Origin of the sequence: Streptomyces sp. NPDC006140, assembly GCF_040628815.1 — a bacterium.
Taxonomy (GTDB): domain Bacteria; phylum Actinomycetota; class Actinomycetes; order Streptomycetales; family Streptomycetaceae; genus Streptomyces.
Genome location: NZ_JBEXTS010000023.1, coordinates 78,660 through 99,273 on the forward strand (window position 1 = coordinate 78,660; position 20,614 = coordinate 99,273).

Genomic DNA, 20,614 nt, shown 5'->3' on the forward strand with positions numbered 1-20,614 from the left:
GCCTGGCGCACGATCAGTGGCTGTGGCCGTCTTCCGCGTGCCCGGCCTCCTTGGACGCGGGCGGGACTCTGGGCTGCGATGCACCGGACGTCGGCGTCCGCCCGCCGGACTCCTCGCCGTGCCCCGTTTCGGCCTCCTCCGGCGCTTCCGCCTCCCCGGTGGTCTCCTCGCCGTGGCTGTGCCCGCCGCCGCCCGACTCGGCGGCCATGCCGTCGGCGATACCGCGCAGACCGACGAAGGCGAGGGCGGCGGTCACCAGGACGAGCACGCCCGCCGGGCCGACGATGCTGCGCCAACGCGCCGGCTGGTACCGCAGGACGTACGCGATGAAGGACAGGGCCAGCCCGAAGGGGATCAGCATCGCGGCACGTGCGGGAAAGTCCTCGAAGTGCTGCAGCCCGCCGCTGAGCATGCCGATGCCGAACGACAGCGCGAGTGAGGCGGCCACGATGCCCAGCACCCTGGTCATGCCGGGGCGCTGCCTGGTGAGCACGAACTCGTTCAGGACGGTGGCGAAGAGGAAGACCGCCGCGCCGGCGACGGCGATGAGGGTGTAGCGGGCGGGGTCCAGGGGGTGGTGGACGATGGCGCCGCTGATGAGTCCGGCGCCGACGAAGGTGGCGGCGTAGCCGAGGTAGTCACCGAGCAGGGGTGTGCGCTTGGGTGCGCGTCGGCGGCCTCGCCGCCGGTCCGCGCGGCGCGGGGACACATCCGGCTCGGCCGGGAGCGGGGAGCGTCGCGTGGGCGCGGGATGCGGCTCGTGAGACTGCGGGGCCCGTCGGGGCGCGGGCCTGGCGGTGCGGTCGGCAAGGTGATTCTGGGACACGGAGGGACGCCTTTCAGCGCAGGCCGGTGCGCTGGTGCGTCAGGCCGGCCTGTGGGGAGCGTGGACGGTGACTGGGAAGAGGTCGCTGGGCAAAACCGCTCTGGCACCCATGGCGCGGACCCCGTGGGTGCGCGCCTCAGCTCACCGTCGGCCTAGATCCGCAGCACCGACAGCCGTGATCGTGCCGGGCCGCGCCCGGGATCCTGGGCCACGTCGGCCCCGCCCGCACCGAGGTCCGCCATACCGGTCCACGTCGATGTGCACGAAGGCGGGAGCAGCCAAAGGCCGCTCGGGATCAGCGCGAGGCAGTCGGACGCAGGTGTCCCCTCGGTGTGGGCACCGTGCTGCGCGTCGTCGCGCTCCGGGGCTACGGCTGAGGCGTCCGGGTTCTGCGGGAGACCGACATCGTCGGCGAGGGCGGCGTGCACCTGAGGGGAGTGCGCCACCGCGTCGGACGCCGATACGCCGCCTTGCGCCCCGGCGTGGCTCAGGGTGTGCAGTACGCCGACGCCGAGCAGCAGCAGGGTGAGGAGCACGAGCCGCAGGGCGACGCCACCCGCCTTCATACCGCCGCTCACCCGACCCGCCAGCCTGTCCGGCGCCTGTGCAGGCGCTGATCGTCACTCTTGGCGGCATCACCCTACCCATGACACGGCGCTCCGAGATGCCGGGGCCCTACGCGCACACGCGACAGCAGCATCGATACAACATGGATTGACAGAGACGCCCTGTATCGATAAATCTGGCCGCCTCAGCACCCGACATGCACTCCAGAGACAGGACACCACCGGCATGACCGACTCACCGTCCGACCCAGGCACCGGCACGACACCCGACCGGGAGTCCGCTCCCGCCACTCCCCGCTGGGTGAAGATGTCCGGCGCTGTCGCGGTAGCTCTGATCGTCCTGTTTCTCGTCCTGCACCTCACCGGCAGCGGGTTCGGCCCGGGCATGCACTCAGGCAGCGGCCACTGATGGCGATGCCGCCCCGCCTGCGCAAACTCGCGCTCACCGCACACATCGCGGCCTCGGTGGGCTGACTCGGCTCGGTCGCGGCCTTCCTGGCGCTCGCGGCTGCCGGCCTCGCCGCCGACCTGGAGTCACACAGGGCACAGAGTGCCTATGTGTCCGCGTCCAGGCCGCCCTGCTCGCCGAACGCGCGGGCCTGCTCCGGCCGCCGCGCAACGAGGAGGGCGGATGAGGCCCCGGCGTCTGCCCGCTCCGCTGCTGGACGCCGCACTCGTGGGCGTCTCGCTGCTGGATGTCTGGGACAACGTCGACATCGACGATCACCCGGCCCTGGCGTGCTCTCTTCTGGCCGCCGCCTCGCTGCCCCTGCGCCGCCGACTGCCACTCTCGACCTTCCTGCTGACCCTGCCCTCCACCCTGGTCACCGACGCGGTGCTGGCCACGCTGATCGCGCTGTACACGCTCTCCTCACTCAGCCGCCACCGCGCTCTGCTGGCCGGCTGCGCCACCGCGTTCGCGATCAGCGACTTCACCCAGTGGCCATGGACGTCGGTGGACGTCGCCGAACTCTCCGACAGCTACAGCCTGATCCACCTCAGCTACGCCGCCGCGACGGCCGCCGCCCCCGTCTTCCTCGGCCAACTCGTCCAGGCCAGACGCGAACTGTCGCTGCGCCTCGCCGAGATCTCCGAAGCTCGCGAGCACGAACAGCTGCTGACCGCCCAAAGCGTACTGGCGAAAGAACGCGCCCAACTCGCCCGGGAGATGCACGACGTGGTCTCCCACCAAGTCAGCCTGATCGCTGTGCAGGCCGGGGCCCTCCAGGTGAGCAGCCAGGACGCCGCGGCCCGGGAGGCGGCGGCCACTATCCGGCGGCTCAGCGTGCAAACCCTGGACGAACTGCGCCACATGGTCAGTGTCCTGCGCGCCTCCGGTAGCCGCCCGACCGAGCTCTCGCCCCAGCCGTCACTCGCCGACCTGCACAGTCTGGTCAGCGGCAGCGGTATCGAGGCCCATCTGGAGACAAACCTGCCCGACGACGTGCCGCCCGCCGTCCAACGCACCGTCTACCGCACCGTCCAGGAAGCCTTGACCAACGTGCGCAAGCACGCCCCCGGCGCCACAGCGACCGTCCGCATCCACCACAGCGGCGGCACCATCCACGCCACCGTCACCAATACAGCCCCCACCCGCCCCGCTCTCCCCCTGCCCAGCGCCCACCACGGCCTCGCCGGGCTGCGCCAGCGCGCCGAATTCCTCGGCGGCACCGTCACCTCCGGCCCCACCAAGAACGGCGGCTACGAACTCCGCCTGCAACTGCCAATCCCGGGTCGCCATGACGTAACGCGGTAAGACATACTCGGGTCGTCAGCGTTTTAGGCCAGACGCTACTCATCCCCTTCAGACGGCTGATCGTATGAGCGCAGCAGGTGTTCCATGCGCTCGTTGTTGAGGGACTGCCGGTCATAGAGGCACTTGGCGTAGCGGGTGAGGAGGACCTCGACGCTGTTGCCGGGGGCGACCTCGGCCGGGTCCGCGCCCGCGCACAGCCAGGTGGACAGCGCCGAGTGCCACAGATCGTTATGGACGCTACGCGAGCGGCGTACCGACGAGCGCGGGCGGCAGCGCCAGAGCGCGGGCTTCCCGCCAGCCCCCTGGTGGGTCGTTACTGTTTCCGCCCAACCACCGTTCCCGTCCACAGGTATGGAAAGACGAGCGCCGCCGGCGGCCACGACGCCCGGTCGCTATGGCTTCAGCTCCGCAGGCACCTGCGCTCCTGCGACCGCGAGCGTCAAGAGCTCACCGCTTTGTGCTGGTCTGGGATGCGAGGACGACGGCCGCGGCCGATGCGGCGGCAAGAGCGAGGAAGAGGGGCGGGTAGCCGCCGAGTGCCGTGGCGAGACTGGTTGCGGCCCACGGTGCGAGGGCGGCGGCGATGGTGGCAGGGGCGATGAGCAGGCCGGAGAGGCGGCCGTAGTGGGTAGCGCCCCAACGGTCGGTGACGGCCGTTGCCTGGAGGAGTGTGAGGTTGCCGCGGACCATGCCCGCTGCGATGGCCAGGGCGACGAGCAGCGGGACCGGGCCAGGGACGAGTGCAAGGGCTGCCGTCGTCGCGCCACCGGCGGCAACCAGGGCGACCGTGCGGTTGGTGATGCTCGAATGGCGTGCGAGCCTGGCGTACAGCGTGCGGCCCAGGGTCTGGCCCGCGCCGCCCAGGCCGAGGGCCCACGCTGCCACGGTTGGCCCGGCGCCGCGTTCCATCAGCAGGGGCACGAGTGCGAAGACCACCGCGTACATCGCGAAGCCGTTGAGGGTGAGGGCGGCGGCCAGGAGGAGGAAGGGGCGGCTGCGGGCAACCGGCGTGCCCGCGGCGCTCTGTTGGGCGGAGTGTTGTGGTGCCGGGGGCCAGGGAGCTCGCAGGGCGAGCGCGTGGGCGGGGACGGTGATGGCGGCAAGGATCGCGGCGAGGACGGCGTAGGTGGTGCGCCAGCTGAGGTGTTCGGCGAGGGTGGCCGTCAGGGGTGCGAAGACGGTGGAGGCCAGGCCGCCGGCGAGTGTGACGATGGTGAGTGCGCGGACGCGGTCGGTGCCCCACCAGCGGGTGAGGGCGGCGAAGGCCGGCTGGTAGAAGGTCGCGGCCATGGCCACGCCGGCGAGCAGCCACGCTCCGGTGAAGACGGTGAGGTTGGGGGCGTACGCGATGGCCAGCACAGCGGCAACGCCCAGGAGGGAGCCGGTCGTCATCACGGCGCGTGGGCCGCGTTCGTCCAGGATGCGGCCGACCGGGATACCGGCGACGGCGGAGACGAGAAGTGCTGCGGAGAAGGCCGCGGTGGTCGTGGTGGTTGACCAGCCGGTGTCGGCGGTGATGCGGGCGTTCAGGACCGGGAAGGCGTAGTAGACGATTCCCCAGCTGGTGATCTGGGTGGCGCACAGGGCGGGCAGGGCGGCGCGGGGCCACGACCGGTCCCCGGTTCCGGTCGCGGCCCCGCGGGCGTCGAGGTGAGTCACGGTGGTCAGCAGCCGCCGGTGGTTGCTGGGGCGCCGATGCCGATCTGGAGGGTAGAGGGGGTGGCGCAGCATCCGCCGCCGGACTGCTCTGCGTTCTCCGGCTCGTCGAAGAGACCGGCTCCGCCGCAGACACCGGTCTCCGGCAGGGTCAACTCGACGCGCTCGGCCGCCTCCTGGTCTCCGGCCAGGGCGGCGGCGATGGAGCGGACCTGCTCGTAGCCGGTCATCGCCAGGAACGTCGGGGCTCGGCCGTAGGACTTCATGCCGACCAGGTAGACATCCTGCTCCGGGTGGGACAGCTCGTTCACACCGTGCGGGTAAACGGTGCCACAGGAGTGCACGTTCGGGTCGATGAGCGGGGCCAGCGCGGTCGGCGCCTGCAGGCGCTCGTCGAGGCCGAGGCGCAGCTCGGAGAGGAAGGACAGGTCGGGGCGGAAGCCGGTCAGGACGATGACCTCGTCGACCGGGTCGAGGCGGCGGCCGTCCTCGGCGACGAGCACGAGCTGCTCGTCGCTCTTCTCGACGGCGGTCGTGCGGAAGCCGGTGACGGCGTCGGCGTAGCCCTCGTCCACGGCGGCCTTGGCGCGCAGTCCGAGTGCGCCGCGGGCGGGCAGCTCGTCGGCTTCGCCGCCGCCGAAGGTGGAGCCGCTGATGCCGCGCCTCAGGATCCACGTGGCGTGCGTGCCGGGGGCGTCCTTGGCGAGGTCGGCGAGGGAGGCGAGGGCGGTGAACGCGGAGGCGCCGGAGCCGATCACGGCGGTGCGCTTGCCCGCGTAACGGGCGCGTACGGCCGGGTCCTTGAGGTCGGGGACGCGATAGGAGATGCGGTCGGCCGCGGTGCGCTCACCGAGGGCGGGCAGGCCGTCGCCGCCGATCGGGCTGGGGGCGGACCAGGTGCCGGAGGCGTCGATGACGGCGCGAACAGTGATCCGCTCTTCCGTGCCGTCGGCGTTGAGGATGTGGACGGTGAAGGGCTGCCGCTCGCGGTCGGCGTCCACGACCCGGTCGCGGCCGAGGCGGGAGACTCCGGTGACGCGGGCGCCGAAGCGGACCCTGTCGCCCAGGACATCGGCCAGCGGCTTCAGGTACTGCTCGGCCCAGTCGCCGCCGGTCGGGTACGCCGAGCCGTCGGGGCGCACCCAGCCGGTCGGCGCGAGCAGCTTCTCGGCGGCGGGCGCGGTGACCTCGGCCCAGGGGGAGAACAGCCGCACGTGCGCCCACTCCCGTACGGCGGTCCCGGCGGAGAGGCCGGCTTCCAGCACCAGCGGCTCGATCCCGCGCTCGACGAGGTGAGCGGCGGCGGCCAGACCGACGGGGCCGGCCCCGATGACCACGACGGGCAGTTGGTCGGTGGTGGGCACGCTGTTGATGGACACGGCCACGACGATCCCCTTTGCTTCGATATCGGTCAATCTCTTGCGCAGCCAGCATGCCACCTGATTCGATGAGCGTCAACATAGACATACGTCGAATCTGGAGATCGCTTGTGGAGCATGTTGACGTGGCGGTGATCGGGGGCGGCCAGTCCGGGCTGGCTGCAGCCCACAGCCTGCGGGCTCAGGGCCTGGAGCCGGTGGTGCTGGAGGCGTCCGAGCGGGCGGAAGGGTCGTGGCCGCGCTACTACGACAGCCTCACCCTTTTCTCTCCCGCCAGGTACAGCTCCCTGCCGGGCATGTCCTTCGGCGGGGACCCGGACCGCTACCCGCATCGAGACGAGGTCGCCGCCTATCTGCTGAGCTATGCCGACCACCTGGACGCCGACATTCGCACCCGGACACGGGTGCACGAAGTACGCGCCGCAGACGGCGGGTTCACGCTCGGCCTGGAGGGCGGAGGACGGCTGTCCGCCCGTGCGGTGGTCGCGGCGTCCGGCACCTTCGGCAGGCCCCACCGCCCCGAGCTGCCCGGCCTGGACGGCTTCACCGGCACGGTGCTGCATACGGCCGACTACCGATCGCCCGAGCCGTTCGCCGGGCAGCGCGTCGTGGTCGTCGGGGCCGGGAACTCGGCGGTGCAGATCGCCGCCGAGCTCGCCGTGCGGGCTCGGGTCACGCTCGCGGCCCGGCATCCGGTGCGGTTCGCCCGCCAGCGCACGCTCGGCCGGGATCTGCACTGGTGGCTGACCCGCACCGGCCTGGACCTCCTGCCGGTGGGCCGGTTCCTACGCACCCCGCCGGCCCAGCTGGTCATCGACGACGGCCGCTACCGTGCCGCCGTCACGGCCGGGGCGCCGGACCGGCGGCCGGTCTTCACGGGTGTAGACGGCGCCAAGGTCACATGGGCCGACGGGGGCAGGGAGGTGGTCGACGCGATCCTGCTGGCCACCGGTTACCGGCCCGACCTGGGCTACCTCGCTCCGCTTGGCGCGCTCGACGCGCGCGGCCACCCGCGCCACCGTGAGGGCATATCGCTCACGCACTCCGCTCTGGCGTACGTCGGGCTGGAGTGGCAGCGCAGCCTGTCGTCGAACTCCCTGCGCGGCGTGGGGCGGGACGCAGCCCGTATCGCCCGCCGCCTGGCCGCCCACCTGGCCTCCAGCTGAGACGGAACCTGCACGACCTCGCCACCCTGGTTCGACATGTGTCAACATAGACGTATGTCGAACGTCGAGGTGCTGCCGCTGCTCGAAACCGAGGCTCCCGATGCCGCGGCGCCGTGCTGCCCGCCGCTGACCGAGCGCCCCTTCACTGCCGAGGAGGCCGAGCGGACCGCGCGGATGTTCAAGGCGCTCGGCGATCCGGTGCGGCTGCGGCTCTTCTCGGCGGTCGCGTCGCACGAGGGTGGCGAGGCGTGCGTGTGCGACATCTCCGACGTGGGCGTCTCCCAGCCAACGGTCTCCCACCACTTGAAGAAGCTCAAAGAGGCCGGGCTGCTGACCTCCGAGCGGCGCGGTACGTGGGTCTACTACCGGGTCGAGCCGAGGGTGTTGGCGGCGATGGGGCAGCTGCTGACGGTCCAGTAGGTCGTTTGGGCCACGGCCGCCCCCCACCATCCGGGCCACGGCGGTAGCCGACTGGGCGACAGGAAACCGGACGTCCGCCGACGGCACCTACCCGGTCGTCCTGGTCAGCTACGAGTTCGTGTGTGACAAGGCAACCCCGCCCGACACCCTGTGCGCCGTCAAGTCGTCCCTCGCCTACACCGCCAGCGGCGCCGGCCAGAAGGCGCTGTCCCGGATTGGCTACGCGCCGCTGCCGGAATCGGTCGCCGCCGAGGTGCGGAAGGTCGCCGGCACGCACAGCTGAGGGCGTGAGGGGGGCGACACTCGGGAATGCGCCCGGGGCTCCCGATGATGACGATGCGCGAGCACGCCTGCCGGCAGGAAGCGGCGGTCAGCCGTCCTGAAGGAGAGGGCCGAAGGTCTGCTGCCCGATTTCCACGGCGCGGGCCTGGCTGACAACCTGACCGCTCACCTCCGGATGCTCCTGCTGCCACTGCGCGGCCGAGGCATGGTCGGTGAAAGAGTTGAGCGCGTCGCAGCAAAGGGTGGCGGCGGGTCCTGTGCCATCTCGGCGGCCGACGAACACGACCGCGGCCTGCGGATCCCAGATCGTCGAATCGCCGGTGAAGGTGATGGTGACCGGCTGGTCGTCGACCGGGTCCGACGAGGAGATCATCACGTCCTGGCCGAGCATGGCGGAGATGCCGAGGGCGTCGATGGCGCACATCGACCATACGTCCGTCCCGCTCGCGAGCCGTACTCGGTGCCGGGTCTGCACCGCCGAGAACGGGTACGCGGCTCGGATCCGCCCCTGTTCGTCCAGGGCCAGGAAATCGTCCCGGTCCAGTTCGGCGAGCGCGTCGTCGGCCGTCCTTCCAGCCTGGGCAGCGACGGCTTCGAGGACGGACGTCTTGGGCGCGCGACCGGTGGCGGCGACGTGCCGCAGTACCGCCTGCTGCACGGCTCGAAGTCCCCGCTCGGCGGGGGCGCGTCGGCCTCGTCCGGCCCGGCCGATCGGATCGAGGACATCCCTCTGGCAGCACTCCTGGCCAGCTGCTGTCCGCCGGGAGCTCACGCTGGACAGCGCCTGCCGCAGAGCCTGGACGCTCGGTGCCCCCTGCGTGCGGCCGTAGGTGTCCCGGTAGAGGCGACAGGACACGCTCGCGGGGGCGTCAGCCGCCGCGAACGGATCGACGCCGTCGAGCAGCACCGTCGGCGAGCCCGTCATCCCCCAGCGTGCCGCCTCGGACTCCTCGCGCACCTCGACCAGCTCGACCTCGGCGCTACGACGGCCGAGCGCGGCAGTGATCCGCTCCCGCACGAGCGCCACGTTCGGGCAGCCGGGCACAGAAAGGATCGTGATCCGCATTCCGCTGTCCTCCGTGGGTGGGTGTCCTTCGGCCCGACGGTAGACCTTCCAGTGCACTGGAAGGTCCATGCGTAGCGTGGGGATATGCGCATCGGTGATCTCGCGGCCCATGGCCAGGTGACGGCCAAGACCATCCGCTTCTACGAGCAGGCCGGCCTGCTGCCGGCTCCGCCCCGGACGGCAGGCGGCTACCGCGACTACGGGCCGGAAGCCGCGGTGCGGCTGGCGTTCATCCGCGACGCCCAGGGTGCGGGCCTGAGCCTTGCTGACATCCGGTCCGTCCTGAACGTCCGCGACAGCGGCGAGGCCCCGTGCGCTCACGTCACCACACTGATCGACCGGCGCCTTGCAGACATCGAGCGGCGCATGGCCGAACTCCGCCAGACCCGCACCGCGCTGCGCGAGCTCGCCCGACGGGCCGCCGCCACCGACCCGGACACCTGCTCGGAAGGCGAGATCTGCACCATCCTCACGCGGCCGTGACCGGCACCCGCTCCGGAACGAGGCGGGGGACGACGCGCACGTAGGCGACCATGCCGATGACCTCGACCAGGGTCTGGGTCACCACGACGACCGCGGCGACCGCCAGCTCGTCGGGGAGGGCGAGAGCCAGCGGCAGCACGACCAGGGAGTTGCGGGTCGCGCCGGTGAAGACGACGGCCCGGGAGGCCGCGGTGTCGAGGCGGAAGAGGCGGGCGACGAGACGTCCGGCGAAGGCCATGACAGCGAGGAAGACGGCGTAGAAGGGGATGACCGCCGCTACGTTGCCGAGGCTGCCGCCGAGTTTGGGGACTTGGGAGGCGACCACGGTGATCAGGGTGGCGGCCATCAGCGGCACCATCGTCGTCGTAGCCGCATCCGAGACCTTCTGCCCGGCCGTCCTGCGGGCCGCCCACGCCTGAAGTGCCCAGGCCAGGGCGAGCGGAATCACAATGAGCAGGAGGAAGGCTTCGAGGAACGGGCCGGTCTCGACGATGTCGGCGAGTTCCGAGCCCATGAAGAGGTACAGGAAGCCCGGCAGGAGCACCATCTGCACGACCAGCAGCAGCGGGGTGGCGGCCAGCAGACGCCGGCTGGAGCCGCCCGCCAAGCCGCTGAAGACGATCACGTAGTCCACGCACGGGCACAGCAGCACCAGCAGGACCCCGATGCGTACGGCCTGGTCGGCGGGCAGGAAGGCGAACATCGCGGCGACGACCAGCGGGACGACGAGGAAGTTCACGGCCAGGGCCGCGGACAGGAACCGCCCGTCCCGCAGGGAGCGCAGCAGATCGGCCGCCGGCACCTGGAGGAAGGTCACGAACAGCAACGCGCCCAGGACCGGGTTGATGGCGTGCTCGAGTCCCGGGCCCACGGCCGGGGCCATCCAGCCGAGGAGTCCTCCCAGAGCCATGGCGCCGAGGTAGATCGCGATCTGGTGGTGCTCCATGCGCTCGACCAGACCCTGTGGTTCCTGCGGCACCTTCGATGACTCCCTGCTTGTGCTGATCTACGTGCTGCCCGCCCGGGGCAAAGTCATTGTGGCAAGGCGCGCCCGGCGGGCTTGCCGGGTGGCGGGGCGGGCATGCCCACGTCCACGGGGCCCTGCCCTGTGCTGCAGACCGCCGCCCGGCGCCGACGGTGCAGCACCCACGCCATGCCGGCCAGAGCGAGAACCGTGACGGCGGCCAGGGCGGGAACCCACAGCGCGCCGAGCGCCGAGAGGACTCCCAGCCCGCCGAGGAAAGCCAGGACCGGGCCGATGCAGCACGCCGCGCAGGCCAGGACGGCCAGAGCGCCCACGCCGAGGACGGACTTGCCGGCAGGCTTCGTCTCGGGGTTCATGCGGTGGCTCCGAACAGGTCGGCCAGCAGGGTGCCAGCGGCTTCGGGCGCCCGCACGGTCAGCGTCAGCCGGGCGGGGGCGAGGTTCAGGGTGAAGTCGAAGAAGGCACAGCAGTCCTGCTCGGCCGCCGCCAGCGAGGCGAGTTCGGCGGCCAGCTCCGGGGTGCTGGGAAAGGTCAGGCACAGTCCGTCCGCAACGTTCTCGCGGCCTGTGGCCTGTGCGACGAGTGCCTGCCACTGCGCGGTGCGCTCGCCGAGCTCGCTTACGCCGAGCGTGCAGGCCACCGGCGCCTCGCGCCACGGCTCGTCGGCCACGTCGATGGGACGGGTGGGTGAGAGTTCGATCAGGACCGGCCCCGGCGGCTGGTCCGCGGTGGTGGTGCAGCCGCAGTCCGGGCCGCATCCGCCGGCGGGGCCGGGCCGGACAGCTGCCGGTGGACGTCGGCGAGGCGGGCGGAGAACGCCGCGAGTTCGGCCGAGCGGCGGTCCGCGTCCGAGATCCGGCCCGCGACCAGCGGCATCATCCGCGCCCGCACCGCGGCACACACCCCCTCATCGCGCACGTCCAGCAGATCGCGGATGTCCTCCAGCGCCAGCCCCAGCAGCTTCGCGGAGGAGATGAACGCCAGCCGCTCCACCGCGTCCTGGCCGTACTGCCGGTATCCGGACGGGGTGCGCTCAGCGGGCAGCAGCCCGGCCGTCTCGTAGAACCGCAGCGTGGAGGCCGGGACACCGGAGCGTTCGGCCAGCTGCGAGATACGCAGTGTGCTCATGCCTCGAACGTAAACCTTCAACCCGACTTCAAGGTCAAGCCCGCAGCAGGCCGGCAATCTCCTGCGCGGCATCGCGGGCGGGGCGACCGACGCCGATAAGGGTGGCGGAGGCGGGTTCGGTCCAGTCGCCGTGGCCGATCAGGTGCAGGCGCGGTTCGCCCACGGCTCCCGTGCCCACAGTGGCGAGGTGGCCGCGCGGTCCGCGCAGCCCCAGGCGCGCCAGGTGGGAGAGGGCCGGGCGGAAGCCGGTGCACCGGATGACCGCATCGGCCGGCTGCATCACCAGACGTACGTCAGCGCATTAGCCGAAATTCACCTGTACCTCACCCAGCCACACGGAACATCGGCAAGCATCTATGTTCTGGTCGCGTGACATGAGGGGACTACGGTGCAGCGCCGACGTGGAGAGCGTAAGGGTCAACTGAGCACCCCGGCCGTTGCAGCCGGGCTGGCGGGCATGCTGTTTCTGGCGGGCTGTGGACTCGTAGATTCGGCGGACAGCGGTGACCGTGCGTCCGCCAGTCCCGTGGCCGACATCGACTGCGCCCGGCAGGGGAAGGTCCCGGGCTCTGGGTCGACCGCTCAGGAGAACGCCATGAAGTACTGGATCAAGCAGTACGAGCGGGCGTGCCCCCCGGTGGAGATCGGCTACAACCCCTTGGGTTCCGGTGCCGGCGTGCGCCAGTTCATGCAGAAGTTCACGGCGTTCGGTGGCACCGACAGCCCGGTTGATCCGAAGGAGAACAGGCCGGACGAGGGTGTGTGTCCAGGCGGGCGGGTCATCAATCTGCCCATGGTGGGCGGCTCCATCGCGATCGGCTACAACCTGCCGGGAGTCGACGACCTGGTCCTGGACGCCACGACGATCGCCAAGATCTTCGACTCCCAGATCAGGACGTGGGACGATCCGGCGATCCGGAAGCTGAATCCCGGTGCCGAACTGCCCTCCCTGCCCATCCGTGCTGTGCACCGGCAGGACAACTCGGGCACCACGCAGAACTTTCAGGCGTACCTCGCGGGCGCGGCCCCCGAAGTCTGGTCGTACCCGGCGGAGAAGGCGTGGCACGGCAAGGGCGGTGAGTCGGCTCCCGGTTCAACCGCCGTGGCGGCCTCGGTCGTCTCGACAGCGGGGTCCATCGGTTACTTCGAGCTCTCCTTCGCCGCCGCCCGCCACATCAAGACGGCTCGCATCGACACCGGCGCCTCCGAGCCCGTGGCGGCGACCGAGGAGACGTCGTCCGCGGGCATCGCCGCCGCCACGGTGGTCGGCAGGGGCAAGGACATGACCTTGAAGTTCGACTACCGGACTTCCACCGACGGCACGTATCCGATCGTCCTGGTCAGCTATGAGATCGTCTGCGACAGGGGCAACGCGGCCGAGACGCTGCCCGCCCTGAAGTCGTTCCTGACCTACACCGCCAGCGACGAGGGCCAGAAGCCGCTGTCCAGGATTCACTACGCGCCGCTGCCGGAATCCGTCGCCGCCGAAGTGCGCAAGGTTGTCAGCACGTTGAGCTGACGATGCCGGGAATCACTCTCCGGGGCCGAGAAGTTCGGCGATCTCCCGGACTGCGTCGCGGGCGGGGCGGCCGACGCCGATGAGGGTGGCGGAGGCGGGGCCGGTCCAGTCTCCGTAGCCGAGCAGGTGCAGGCGCGGTTCATCTGCCGCCCGGGTGCCGGCGGTGGGGATGTGACCGCGGGCTGCGCGGAGTTGGAGCGGCGCGAGATGGGACAGGGCCGGGCGGAAACCGGTGCACCAGATGACGACGTCCGCCTCGGCGTGGGTGCCGTCGGACCACTCCGCGCCGGTCGGGGTGAGGCGACTGAACATCGGGGCGACGGTGAGCAGACCCCGGTCGCGGGCTTCGCGGACCGGAGGGACGGTGACGATGTCGCCGAGTGAGGCGACGCCGCCGGTGTCGGTGCGGCCCTCGTCGAGGGCGCGGCGGCGGGCGCTGGCCGCGTCGAACAGCGCACGACCGTCGATGTCATCGGCCAGAAAGCGCGGCGGACGCTGGGTTACCCAGGTCAACTCCGTGTCGTACGCGAGGTCGGCGGCTATCTGGGCGCCGGAGTTGCCGCCGCCGACCACGATCACGCGGCGGCCCGCGAAGTCCTGCGGCCGCCGGTACTCGACGGTGTGCAGCTGCTCGCCGCGGAAGTCGGCGCGGCCGGGGACGGCGGGCAGGAAGGGGCGCCACCAGGTGCCAGTCGCGCTGATCACCGCTCGGGCCCGCCAGGTGCCGGAGTCGGTTTCGACGCGCAGGAGTTCGCTGTGCCGGTGGACGCCTGTCACCCGGACCGGGCGCTGGATGGGCAGGTCGTATCGCTTCTCGTAGTCGCGCAGGTACGACACGACGTGCCCGGCGTCCGGGTACTCCTCGCCCTCCTGCGGCGGCATGAGCCACCCCGGCAGCGACGAGTACGCGGCCGGCGAGAACAGGTGCAGTGAGTCCCACGTGTGCTGCCAGGCGCCGCCCGGGGTGTCCTGGGCGTCGAGGATGACGAAGCCCAGGCCCTGGCGGCGCAGGTAGTAGCCGGCGGCCAGACCGGCTTGACCGCCGCCGACGACCACCACGTCCAGGGGCGCGGTCATGCGGCTTCGGTGGCGGCCGCGCAGGCGGGGCACAGCACGGTGCGGGCCTGCCTCGTCCCCGCAGGGCCGAGCGGCGGGCCCGTGCGTTCGGTGCGGCGGACCGTGTGGGCGTGGTGGGCGCACACACCCGCGCCGCAGCCCTGGCACACGGCGACCGCAGGCCGTTCGGTGTTGTCGGTGCTGCATTCCAGGCAGTGCATCAGCCGTCCTTCCGTGTGGTCTGGATGCCGTCCTCGCCGCTGCCGGCCGGCGGCGGCGAGGATCAGAGGGTGTTCGCCCTTTGGGCAGCCTGCGGGTAGCAGTCGGCATACGCCTGGTGTGCTGCCGCGCAGGTGGCGTGGAGCAGTTTCCGGACGGGCGGTTTGACGGCCACCGTCCGGTAGACACGCCGGGTGCAGGTCAGGCTCTGCCTCGCACGACGGCGTGCCCCCGCCGCGCCGCACTGCCCTCGAAGCAGTGCATCAGCGGTTGTCGCCGGCCGTGGCCAGGGCTGAGGGCGCGAAGCGGCGCCGCCAGGCCAGCGAGACGTAGACCAGCGCCACCAGCACGGGGACCTCGATCAGCGGGCCGACGACCCCGGACAGGGCCTGGCCGGAGGTGACACCGAAGGTGGCGATGGCGACCGCGATGGCCAGCTCGAAGTTGTTGCCCGCGGCGGTGAAGGCGAGCGTGGCGGTGCGGTCGTAGGCCAGGCCGATCGCCTTGCCGAGAGCGAAGGTGCCGAACCACATCACCGCGAAGTACACCAGCAGCGGCAGCGCGATCCGGGCCACGTCCAGCGGCTGCGAGGTGATCGTCTTCCCCTGCAGGGCGAAGAGGATCACGATCGTGAAGAGCAGGCCGTACAGCGCCCATGGGCCGATCTTCGGAAGGAAACGCGTTTCGTACTTCTCGCGGCCCAGCTTCTGCTCGCCGATGCGGCGGGTCAGGAATCCGGCCAGCAGCGGGATGCCGAGGAAGACGACCACGTTCAGCACGATCTCCCACATCGAGATGCCGAGGTGCTCGCCGTTGCCCAGGTTCAGCCAGCCGGGCAGCAGGTCGAGGTAGAACCAGCCGAGCAGGCCGAACGCCAGGACCTGGAAGACTGAGTTCAGCGCCACCAGGACGGCGGCGGCCTCGCGATCGCCGCAGGCGAGGTCGTTCCAGATGATGACCATGGCGATGCAGCGGGCCAGACCGACGATGATCAGCCCGGTGCGGTATTCGGGCAGGTCCGGCAGGAAGATCCAGGCGAGCGCGAACATCACCGCCGGGCCGACGATCCAGTTGACGACCAACGACGACACCATGAGCTTCTTGTCGCCGGTGACGGCGTCGAGCTTGTCGTAGCGGACCTTGGCCAGGACCGGGTACATCATGATCAGCAGGCCCAGGGCGATCGGCAGGGAGATGCCTCCGAACTCGACCTTGGCCAGGGCATCGTTCAGGCCGGGGATGGCTCGTCCGAGGCCGAGGCCGATGGCCATGGCGAGCAGGATCCAGACGGCGAGGAAGCGGTCGAGGGTCGACAGCTTGGCGACGACCGACCCGTCCTGGTCCGTATCAGGGCCGGGTGTGGTCTTCGTTTCGGTGTCGGTCACGGGCAGGACCTCTTCTTGTCGGTGGTGATGGTGGTACGGGCGGTCTCGGCCAGATCGGCGAACATACCGGCGAGGGTGTCCAAGACCTCCGGATGCACCTTGTAGTAGGTGAAGCGGCCGCACGGTTCGGTCTCGACCACACCCGCCTCGCGCAGCACCCGCAGGTGGTTGGAGAGATTCGTCTGCCGCGCGCCCGTCTCCTCCACCAGGTGCGAGGTGCACAGTGTCTCGTGGGCGAGCAGGGTCACGATCTGGAGTCTGAGCGGGTCGGCCAGAACCCGGATCAGATCAGTGTTGGCTGACGTCATCATGGACTGATACTCTCACATCAGTGGTTGATGATGCCACCAGGCGCTGATATCAATCGGGCCTGACTCGTTGCGAGACAAGAGAGACCCCCAGATGTCCGAGACTTCCGGCAAGCCCTCCGTGCTCTTCGTCTGTGTCCACAACGCCGGCCGTTCCCAGATGGCCGCCGCGTGGCTGAGCCACCTGGCCGGAGACCGCGTCGAGGTCCGTTCCGCCGGTTCCGCGCCCGCTGACCAGGTCAACCCGGCCGCTGTCGAGGCCATGCGCGAGGTCGGCATCGACATCTCCGCCGAGACGCCGAAGATCCTGACCATCGACGCGGTCAAGGAGTCGGATGTCTGCATCACCATGGGCTGCGGCGACACCTGCCCGGTCTTCCCCGGCAAGCGGTACCTGGACTGGCAGCTGGAGGACCCGGCGGGCCAGGGCGTCGAGGCCGTTCGCCCGATCCGTGACGAGATCAAGGTTCTGGTCGAGGGTCTGATCGAGGAGATCGCTCCCGAGAAGCCGGAGACCACGGCGTGAGCGAGATCCGGAACGTCATCGTCATCGGCTCCGGTCCCGCTGGATACACCGCCGCTCTCTACACCGCCCGCGCCCAGCTCAAGCCGCTGGTCTTCGGCGGAGCGATCTTCGTCGGCGGCGCGCTGACCACGACCACCGAGGTGGAGAACTTCCCCGGCTTCCCCGAGGGCATCGACGGCCCCGTGCTCATGGAGAACATGCGGGCCCAGGCCGAGAAGTTCGGCGCCGAGATGGTCGACGACGACATCGTCGAGGTCGACCTCGCCGGCGACGTCAAGACCGTCACCGACACGGCCGGGACCGTGCACCGTGCGAAGACCGTGATCGTCGCCACCGGTTCCGGCTACCGCAAGCTCGGCCTGCCCAAGGAGGACGAGCTGTCCGGGCGGGGCGTGTCCTGGTGCGCGACCTGCGACGGATTTTTCTTCCGCGACCGTGACATCGCCGTGGTCGGCGGCGGCGACACCGCGATGGAGGAGGCCACCTTCCTCACCCGCTTCGCCCGCTCGGTCACCGTCGTCCACCGCCGCTCCACCCTGCGCGCCTCGCAGGTCATGCAGAATCGCGCCTTCTCCGACGACAAGATCTCCTTCGCCTTCGACAGCGAGATCGCGGAGATCAAGGAGGCGAACGGCATGCTCTCCGGTGTCGTTCTCCGGGACGTCTTCACCGGCGCCACCCGGGACCTGGACGTGACGGGCCTGTTCATCGCGATCGGCCACGACCCGCGCACCGAGCTGTTCAAGGGCCAGTTGGAGCTGGATGACCAGGGGTACCTGAAGGTGGACGCCCCGTCGACCCGTACGAGCATCCCGGGCGTCTTCGGCGCGGGCGACGTCGTCGACCACACCTACCGGCAGGCGATCACCGCCGCCGCCAGCGGATGCCAGGCCGCCCTGGACTCCGAGCGGTACCTGGCCGCCCTCGCCCACAACACGCCCGCCGAGCCGGAGAAGACCCCGGCCGCCGTCTGACCCGCACCCACAGCACAGCCCTACGAAGAGGAGGCCGCCATGGCCCTCAAGAGCGTGACGGACGACTCCTTCGCCCAGGACGTCCTCAAGAGCGACAAGCCCGTCCTGGTCGACTTCTGGGCCGCCTGGTGCGGTCCGTGCCGCCAGCTCGCCCCCTCCCTGGAGGCAATCGCCGCGGAGTACGGTGACAAGATCGAGATCGTCAAGCTCAACATCGACGAGAACCCGGACACCGCCGTGAAGTACGGCGTGATGTCCATCCCGACGATGAACGTCTACAAGGACGGTGAAGTCGTGCAGACCATCGTCGGAGCCAAGCCCAAGGCCGCCCTGGAACGCGAGCTCGCCGACCACCTCGCCTGACCAGAAGCACAGACGAGGCCGCCTACGGCCTGGTGTCCAGGCACCCCGCCGTAGGCACCCGGACGGAGGTACCCCATGGCCAGCAAACGCATCGTCGCCGTCGGCGGCAGCGACGCGGGCATCAGCGCCGCCCTGCGCGCCCGCGAACTCGACCCGGACAGCGAGGTCACCGTGGTCGTGGCCGACGCCTACCCCAACTTCTCCATCTGCGGCATCCCGTACTACGTCTCCGGCGAGGTCGGCCACTGGTCCAACCTCGCGCACCGCACGCTCGCCGACCTCAAGGCCACCGGCATGGACGTGCGTACGGACACCCTGGCCACCGGCATCGACGTGACCGGCAAGAAGCTCGCCGTTCGGACTGCCGACGGGCGCGTGGACGAACTGCCGTACAACGCGCTGATCGTCGGCACCGGCGCCGTCAGCGCCCGGCCGCCCATCGAGGGCCTGACCGGGCCCGACGCGCTCGGCCCGGCCGACGGCGTACACCTGCTGCACAGCATGGGCGACACCTTCGAAGTCATGCAGTCCCTCACCGAACGCCGCCCCAGGTCGGCCGTCGTCATCGGCGCCGGCTACATCGGGCTGGAGATGGCCGAGGCCCTGACCACGCGGGGCATCCAAGTCACCCAGATCGAGGCGCTGCCCGAGGTCCTGCCGACCGTCGACCCGGAACTGGGCTCCCTCGTCCACGCCGAACTCATCACCCACGGCGTCGAAGTCCTCACCGGTACCACTGTCTCCGCCGTCACCCGCGAGCCCACCGGCGACCTGCTCCGGGTCCGGGCCACCGGCCCGGACGGCGAGACCTTCACCCGCGGCACGGACCTCGTCCTGGTCGTCGTCGGCGTCCGCCCCGACACCAGCCTCGCCGCCGCGGCCGGGACCCAACTCGGGGTGAAGGGAGCGATCGACGTCGACGAGTACATGCGCACCTCGCTCCCCGATGTGTATGCCGCCGGGGACTGCGTGGTCACGCATCACCGCCTGCTGGGCAAGACGTGGCTGCCGCTGGGCACCACCGCCCACAAGCAGGGCCGTATCGCCGGGGAGAACGCGCTCGGCGGCCACCGCCGGTTCGCGGGCAGCCTGGGCACCCAGGTGGTGAAGGTCTTCGACGTCGTGGCCGCCCGCACCGGTCTGCGCGAGCACGAGGCCCTGGCCGCCGGTCGCGGCTGGGCCCCGGCGACCACCGCCAGCCGCCCCGACGACCACAAGGCGTACTACCCCGGGGCCACCCCGATCTCCATCCGTGTCACCGGAGACACCGACGGCGGGCTGCTGCTGGGCGCCCAGCTCGTCGGGCGGCTCGGCGCCGAGGTCGCCAAGCGCGTCGACACGTACGCGACGGCCCTCTTCCACGGCATGCCGGTCGACGGGATCAGCGAGCTGGACCTTTCCTATACCCCGCCGCTCGGCTCCCCATGGGACGCGGTCCAGATGGCGGCGCAGGCGTGGGTTCAGGAACGCCACCTCGGTGCGCAGCGCGGGACGCTGCTCGGCCCCTGACCGCTTGATGATCGCGGCGGCCGGCTCCTACGCCCTGATCCACTTAGTTCTCGGAATCTGATCCCGCCGCTGCAAGGAGGCGAGTGCGATGACCGCATCCCGGTTAGAGGCCGGTGCAGCTGAAGCGGTACGCCCATCTCGCCCCCGACGACGGGAGGTGCCTGATGGAGCCGAGTTCAGTGACCAGCCCCCTGTAGGGACGACTGGGTGCGCTGGCCCGGGCGGTCAACGACGCGATGAGCGATGCCGGGCACGCGTGTCTGATGCACCTGGCGCGATTCGGGCCGGGCCAACCGGGAGTGGATCGCATCGTCCATCACTGCTGGAATGCGGTGGCCTCGGTCTCGCCCGCGGGCAGTGCCACTGAACGCCGGGCCCCATGAAGCGGGATGCCGCGCTGCGGCATCATGCGGCAGCACTACGACACCCCGGGGTGGCGCTGCGGTGGATGCGTCGGCACGGTCCGGCGCGGCGAGCTCTGGAAGCTGCGGTGCGCACACTGGCTGCTCTCCCGGCCGAGGAGGCGGACCGGGCTCTGTACCGATTGCTGGCCACCTGCCTCGAAGACGCACACGAACTCGCCAGGGGGCAGGCGCGTCCGTCCGTACCCGCGTAAGCGCGATGGGCTCAGCTGTGCGCGGGTTCGAGAATGTCCCGGAGTCGGCGCAGCCCGTCGGGGTTGACGGAGAACCAGGCCCAGGTGCCGCGCCGTTCGCGGTTGAGCAGTCCTGCCTCGGTGAGGATCTTCAGGTGGTGACTGACGGTCGGCTGCCGGAAGCCCAGGCACTCGGTCAGGTCGCACACACAGGCTTCACCGGTCGGCGCTCGCTCGATGAGCCGGAAGATCTGCAGGCGGGTGGGGTCGGCGATGGCCTTGAGCATGCCCGCCAGACGTTCGGCCTCTTCGCGCTCGATGAGCAGGCAGGCCAGGCCGGGCGTGCACGCCTTGGGGTCCTTCACCTGCGCCTCCGGTGCACGCTCTGTAGTGACAGTCATCTATCAACCATAAGGTCTGCTCGGAACGGCCAGCTCTGGCCAAAGG

General features: G+C 70.7%; 25 protein-coding genes and 2 pseudogenes. 11 read left to right on the plus strand and 16 right to left on the minus strand.

The window, feature by feature from the left end; all coding sequences use genetic code 11:
- Positions 1 to 13 precede the first annotated feature (13 nt).
- On the minus strand, positions 14 to 709 hold the full coding sequence (locus tag ABZ386_RS38420; RefSeq protein ID WP_356505861.1) for a hypothetical protein: 696 nt from the start codon (positions 707 to 709) through the stop codon (positions 14 to 16).
- A gap of 269 nt (positions 710 to 978) precedes the next feature.
- On the minus strand, positions 979 to 1,404 hold the full coding sequence (locus tag ABZ386_RS38425) for a hypothetical protein (RefSeq protein ID WP_355726013.1): 426 nt from the start codon (positions 1,402 to 1,404) through the stop codon (positions 979 to 981).
- A 214-nt stretch (positions 1,405 to 1,618) separates the two neighbouring features.
- Between ABZ386_RS38425 and ABZ386_RS38430 the strand changes: the two genes are divergently transcribed.
- Both ABZ386_RS38430 and ABZ386_RS38435 read left to right on the plus strand, forming a co-directional pair.
- Positions 1,619 to 1,801, plus strand: a complete 183-nt coding sequence (locus tag ABZ386_RS38430) for a hypothetical protein (RefSeq protein WP_355726016.1) — start codon at positions 1,619 to 1,621, stop codon at positions 1,799 to 1,801.
- Positions 1,802 to 2,023: 222 nt separating this feature from the next.
- Positions 2,024 to 3,148: a histidine kinase gene (locus ABZ386_RS38435; RefSeq protein ID WP_355726019.1), complete on the plus strand. Its 1,125-nt coding sequence runs from the start codon at positions 2,024 to 2,026 to the stop codon at positions 3,146 to 3,148.
- 35 nt (positions 3,149 to 3,183) lie between these two features.
- On the opposite strand, the pseudogene ABZ386_RS38440 reads toward ABZ386_RS38435, so the two are convergent.
- The 3 genes and pseudogenes from ABZ386_RS38440 to ABZ386_RS38450 all read right to left on the minus strand — a co-directional run.
- A pseudogene (locus tag ABZ386_RS38440) lies at positions 3,184 to 3,445 on the minus strand (site-specific integrase); the annotation flags it as partial.
- Positions 3,446 to 3,595: 150 nt separating this feature from the next.
- Positions 3,596 to 4,807, minus strand: coding sequence for an MFS transporter (locus ABZ386_RS38445; RefSeq protein WP_355726021.1), 1,212 nt, complete (start codon positions 4,805 to 4,807; stop codon positions 3,596 to 3,598).
- A 5-nt stretch (positions 4,808 to 4,812) separates the two neighbouring features.
- Complete coding sequence (locus ABZ386_RS38450; RefSeq protein ID WP_355726024.1) at positions 4,813 to 6,183, minus strand: FAD-dependent oxidoreductase; 1,371 nt, start codon at positions 6,181 to 6,183, stop codon at positions 4,813 to 4,815.
- A gap of 110 nt (positions 6,184 to 6,293) precedes the next feature.
- Between ABZ386_RS38450 and ABZ386_RS38455 the strand changes: the two genes are divergently transcribed.
- The 3 genes from ABZ386_RS38455 (at position 6,294) to ABZ386_RS38465 (ending at position 8,052) form a co-directional block, all read left to right on the plus strand.
- Positions 6,294 to 7,349, plus strand: coding sequence for an NAD(P)/FAD-dependent oxidoreductase (locus ABZ386_RS38455; RefSeq protein WP_356505865.1), 1,056 nt, complete (start codon positions 6,294 to 6,296; stop codon positions 7,347 to 7,349).
- A gap of 54 nt (positions 7,350 to 7,403) precedes the next feature.
- Positions 7,404 to 7,769, plus strand: coding sequence for a metalloregulator ArsR/SmtB family transcription factor (locus ABZ386_RS38460; RefSeq protein ID WP_355714876.1), 366 nt, complete (start codon positions 7,404 to 7,406; stop codon positions 7,767 to 7,769).
- 118 nt (positions 7,770 to 7,887) lie between these two features.
- Entirely contained in the window at positions 7,888 to 8,052 is a 165-nt protein-coding gene (locus tag ABZ386_RS38465; RefSeq protein ID WP_355714879.1) for a hypothetical protein, read from the plus strand.
- Between the two features lie 87 nt (positions 8,053 to 8,139).
- On the opposite strand, the gene ABZ386_RS38470 is transcribed toward ABZ386_RS38465, so the two are convergent.
- Positions 8,140 to 9,228: an alkylmercury lyase family protein gene (locus ABZ386_RS38470; RefSeq protein ID WP_355714882.1), complete on the minus strand. Its 1,089-nt coding sequence runs from the start codon at positions 9,226 to 9,228 to the stop codon at positions 8,140 to 8,142.
- Here ABZ386_RS38470 and ABZ386_RS38475 point away from each other — a divergent pair.
- The gene (locus ABZ386_RS38475) at positions 9,202 to 9,600 is read left to right on the plus strand and encodes a heavy metal-responsive transcriptional regulator (protein WP_355714885.1); all 399 of its coding nucleotides are present in this window, start codon (positions 9,202 to 9,204) and stop codon (positions 9,598 to 9,600) included. The genes ABZ386_RS38470 and ABZ386_RS38475 overlap by 27 nt on opposite strands.
- Here ABZ386_RS38475 and ABZ386_RS38480 read toward each other — a convergent pair.
- The 5 genes and pseudogenes from ABZ386_RS38480 to ABZ386_RS38500 form a co-directional block, all read right to left on the minus strand.
- Positions 9,587 to 10,579: a bile acid:sodium symporter gene (locus tag ABZ386_RS38480; RefSeq protein ID WP_355714888.1), complete on the minus strand. Its 993-nt coding sequence runs from the start codon at positions 10,577 to 10,579 to the stop codon at positions 9,587 to 9,589. The genes ABZ386_RS38475 and ABZ386_RS38480 overlap by 14 nt on opposite strands.
- Positions 10,580 to 10,632: 53 nt before the next feature.
- On the minus strand, positions 10,633 to 10,941 hold the full coding sequence (locus ABZ386_RS38485; RefSeq protein WP_355714890.1) for a hypothetical protein: 309 nt from the start codon (positions 10,939 to 10,941) through the stop codon (positions 10,633 to 10,635).
- Positions 10,938 to 11,255, minus strand: a complete 318-nt coding sequence (locus ABZ386_RS38490) for a hypothetical protein (RefSeq protein WP_355714893.1) — start codon at positions 11,253 to 11,255, stop codon at positions 10,938 to 10,940. The genes ABZ386_RS38485 and ABZ386_RS38490 overlap by 4 nt, the downstream gene beginning before the upstream one ends.
- Before the next feature lie 29 nt (positions 11,256 to 11,284).
- Complete coding sequence (locus ABZ386_RS38495; RefSeq protein ID WP_355714896.1) at positions 11,285 to 11,713, minus strand: MerR family transcriptional regulator; 429 nt, start codon at positions 11,711 to 11,713, stop codon at positions 11,285 to 11,287.
- A gap of 34 nt (positions 11,714 to 11,747) precedes the next feature.
- Positions 11,748 to 11,984 (minus strand): annotated as a pseudogene (locus ABZ386_RS38500) (pyridine nucleotide-disulfide oxidoreductase); the annotation flags it as partial.
- Positions 11,985 to 12,170: 186 nt separating this feature from the next.
- Here ABZ386_RS38500 and pstS point away from each other — a divergent pair.
- Entirely contained in the window at positions 12,171 to 13,232 is a 1,062-nt protein-coding gene (pstS, locus tag ABZ386_RS38505; RefSeq protein ID WP_355714899.1) for a phosphate ABC transporter substrate-binding protein PstS, read from the plus strand.
- Between the two features lie 12 nt (positions 13,233 to 13,244).
- Here pstS and ABZ386_RS38510 read toward each other — a convergent pair whose 3' ends face one another.
- The 4 genes from ABZ386_RS38510 to ABZ386_RS38525 all read right to left on the minus strand — a co-directional run bounded on the left by ABZ386_RS38510 (position 13,245) and on the right by ABZ386_RS38525 (position 16,203).
- Positions 13,245 to 14,309 (minus strand): ArsO family NAD(P)H-dependent flavin-containing monooxygenase, encoded by a 1,065-nt coding sequence (locus ABZ386_RS38510; protein ID WP_355714902.1) that lies wholly within the window; start codon positions 14,307 to 14,309, stop codon positions 13,245 to 13,247.
- The gene (locus ABZ386_RS38515; protein WP_355714905.1) at positions 14,306 to 14,509 is read right to left on the minus strand and encodes a DUF2180 family protein; all 204 of its coding nucleotides are present in this window, start codon (positions 14,507 to 14,509) and stop codon (positions 14,306 to 14,308) included. The genes ABZ386_RS38510 and ABZ386_RS38515 overlap by 4 nt, the downstream gene beginning before the upstream one ends.
- Before the next feature lie 261 nt (positions 14,510 to 14,770).
- Positions 14,771 to 15,892 carry an ACR3 family arsenite efflux transporter gene (gene arsB, locus ABZ386_RS38520; RefSeq protein ID WP_355714908.1) on the minus strand — a complete coding sequence of 374 codons (1,122 nt, stop codon included), beginning with the start codon at positions 15,890 to 15,892 and terminating at the stop codon, positions 14,771 to 14,773.
- Positions 15,889 to 16,203 carry a metalloregulator ArsR/SmtB family transcription factor gene (locus ABZ386_RS38525; RefSeq protein WP_355714911.1) on the minus strand — a complete coding sequence of 105 codons (315 nt, stop codon included), beginning with the start codon at positions 16,201 to 16,203 and terminating at the stop codon, positions 15,889 to 15,891. The genes arsB and ABZ386_RS38525 overlap by 4 nt, the downstream gene beginning before the upstream one ends.
- 91 nt (positions 16,204 to 16,294) lie before the next feature.
- Between ABZ386_RS38525 and ABZ386_RS38530 the strand changes: the two genes are divergently transcribed.
- The 4 genes from ABZ386_RS38530 (at position 16,295) to ABZ386_RS38545 (ending at position 19,572) form a co-directional block, all read left to right on the plus strand.
- A complete protein-coding gene (locus ABZ386_RS38530; RefSeq protein WP_355714914.1) occupies positions 16,295 to 16,726 on the plus strand; it encodes an arsenate reductase ArsC in 432 nt (143 codons plus the stop codon).
- Positions 16,723 to 17,700, plus strand: a complete 978-nt coding sequence (gene trxB / locus ABZ386_RS38535) for a thioredoxin-disulfide reductase (protein WP_355714917.1) — start codon at positions 16,723 to 16,725, stop codon at positions 17,698 to 17,700. Before ABZ386_RS38530 ends, trxB begins: the two co-directional genes overlap by 4 nt.
- A 39-nt stretch (positions 17,701 to 17,739) precedes the next feature.
- Positions 17,740 to 18,063 carry a thioredoxin gene (gene trxA, locus ABZ386_RS38540; RefSeq protein WP_355714920.1) on the plus strand — a complete coding sequence of 108 codons (324 nt, stop codon included), beginning with the start codon at positions 17,740 to 17,742 and terminating at the stop codon, positions 18,061 to 18,063.
- A gap of 75 nt (positions 18,064 to 18,138) precedes the next feature.
- Positions 18,139 to 19,572 carry an FAD-dependent oxidoreductase gene (locus ABZ386_RS38545; RefSeq protein ID WP_355714923.1) on the plus strand — a complete coding sequence of 478 codons (1,434 nt, stop codon included), beginning with the start codon at positions 18,139 to 18,141 and terminating at the stop codon, positions 19,570 to 19,572.
- Between the two features lie 627 nt (positions 19,573 to 20,199).
- On the opposite strand, the gene ABZ386_RS38550 is transcribed toward ABZ386_RS38545, so the two are convergent.
- A complete protein-coding gene (locus tag ABZ386_RS38550; RefSeq protein ID WP_355714926.1) occupies positions 20,200 to 20,568 on the minus strand; it encodes a metalloregulator ArsR/SmtB family transcription factor in 369 nt (122 codons plus the stop codon).
- Positions 20,569 to 20,614: the final 46 nt, after the last annotated feature.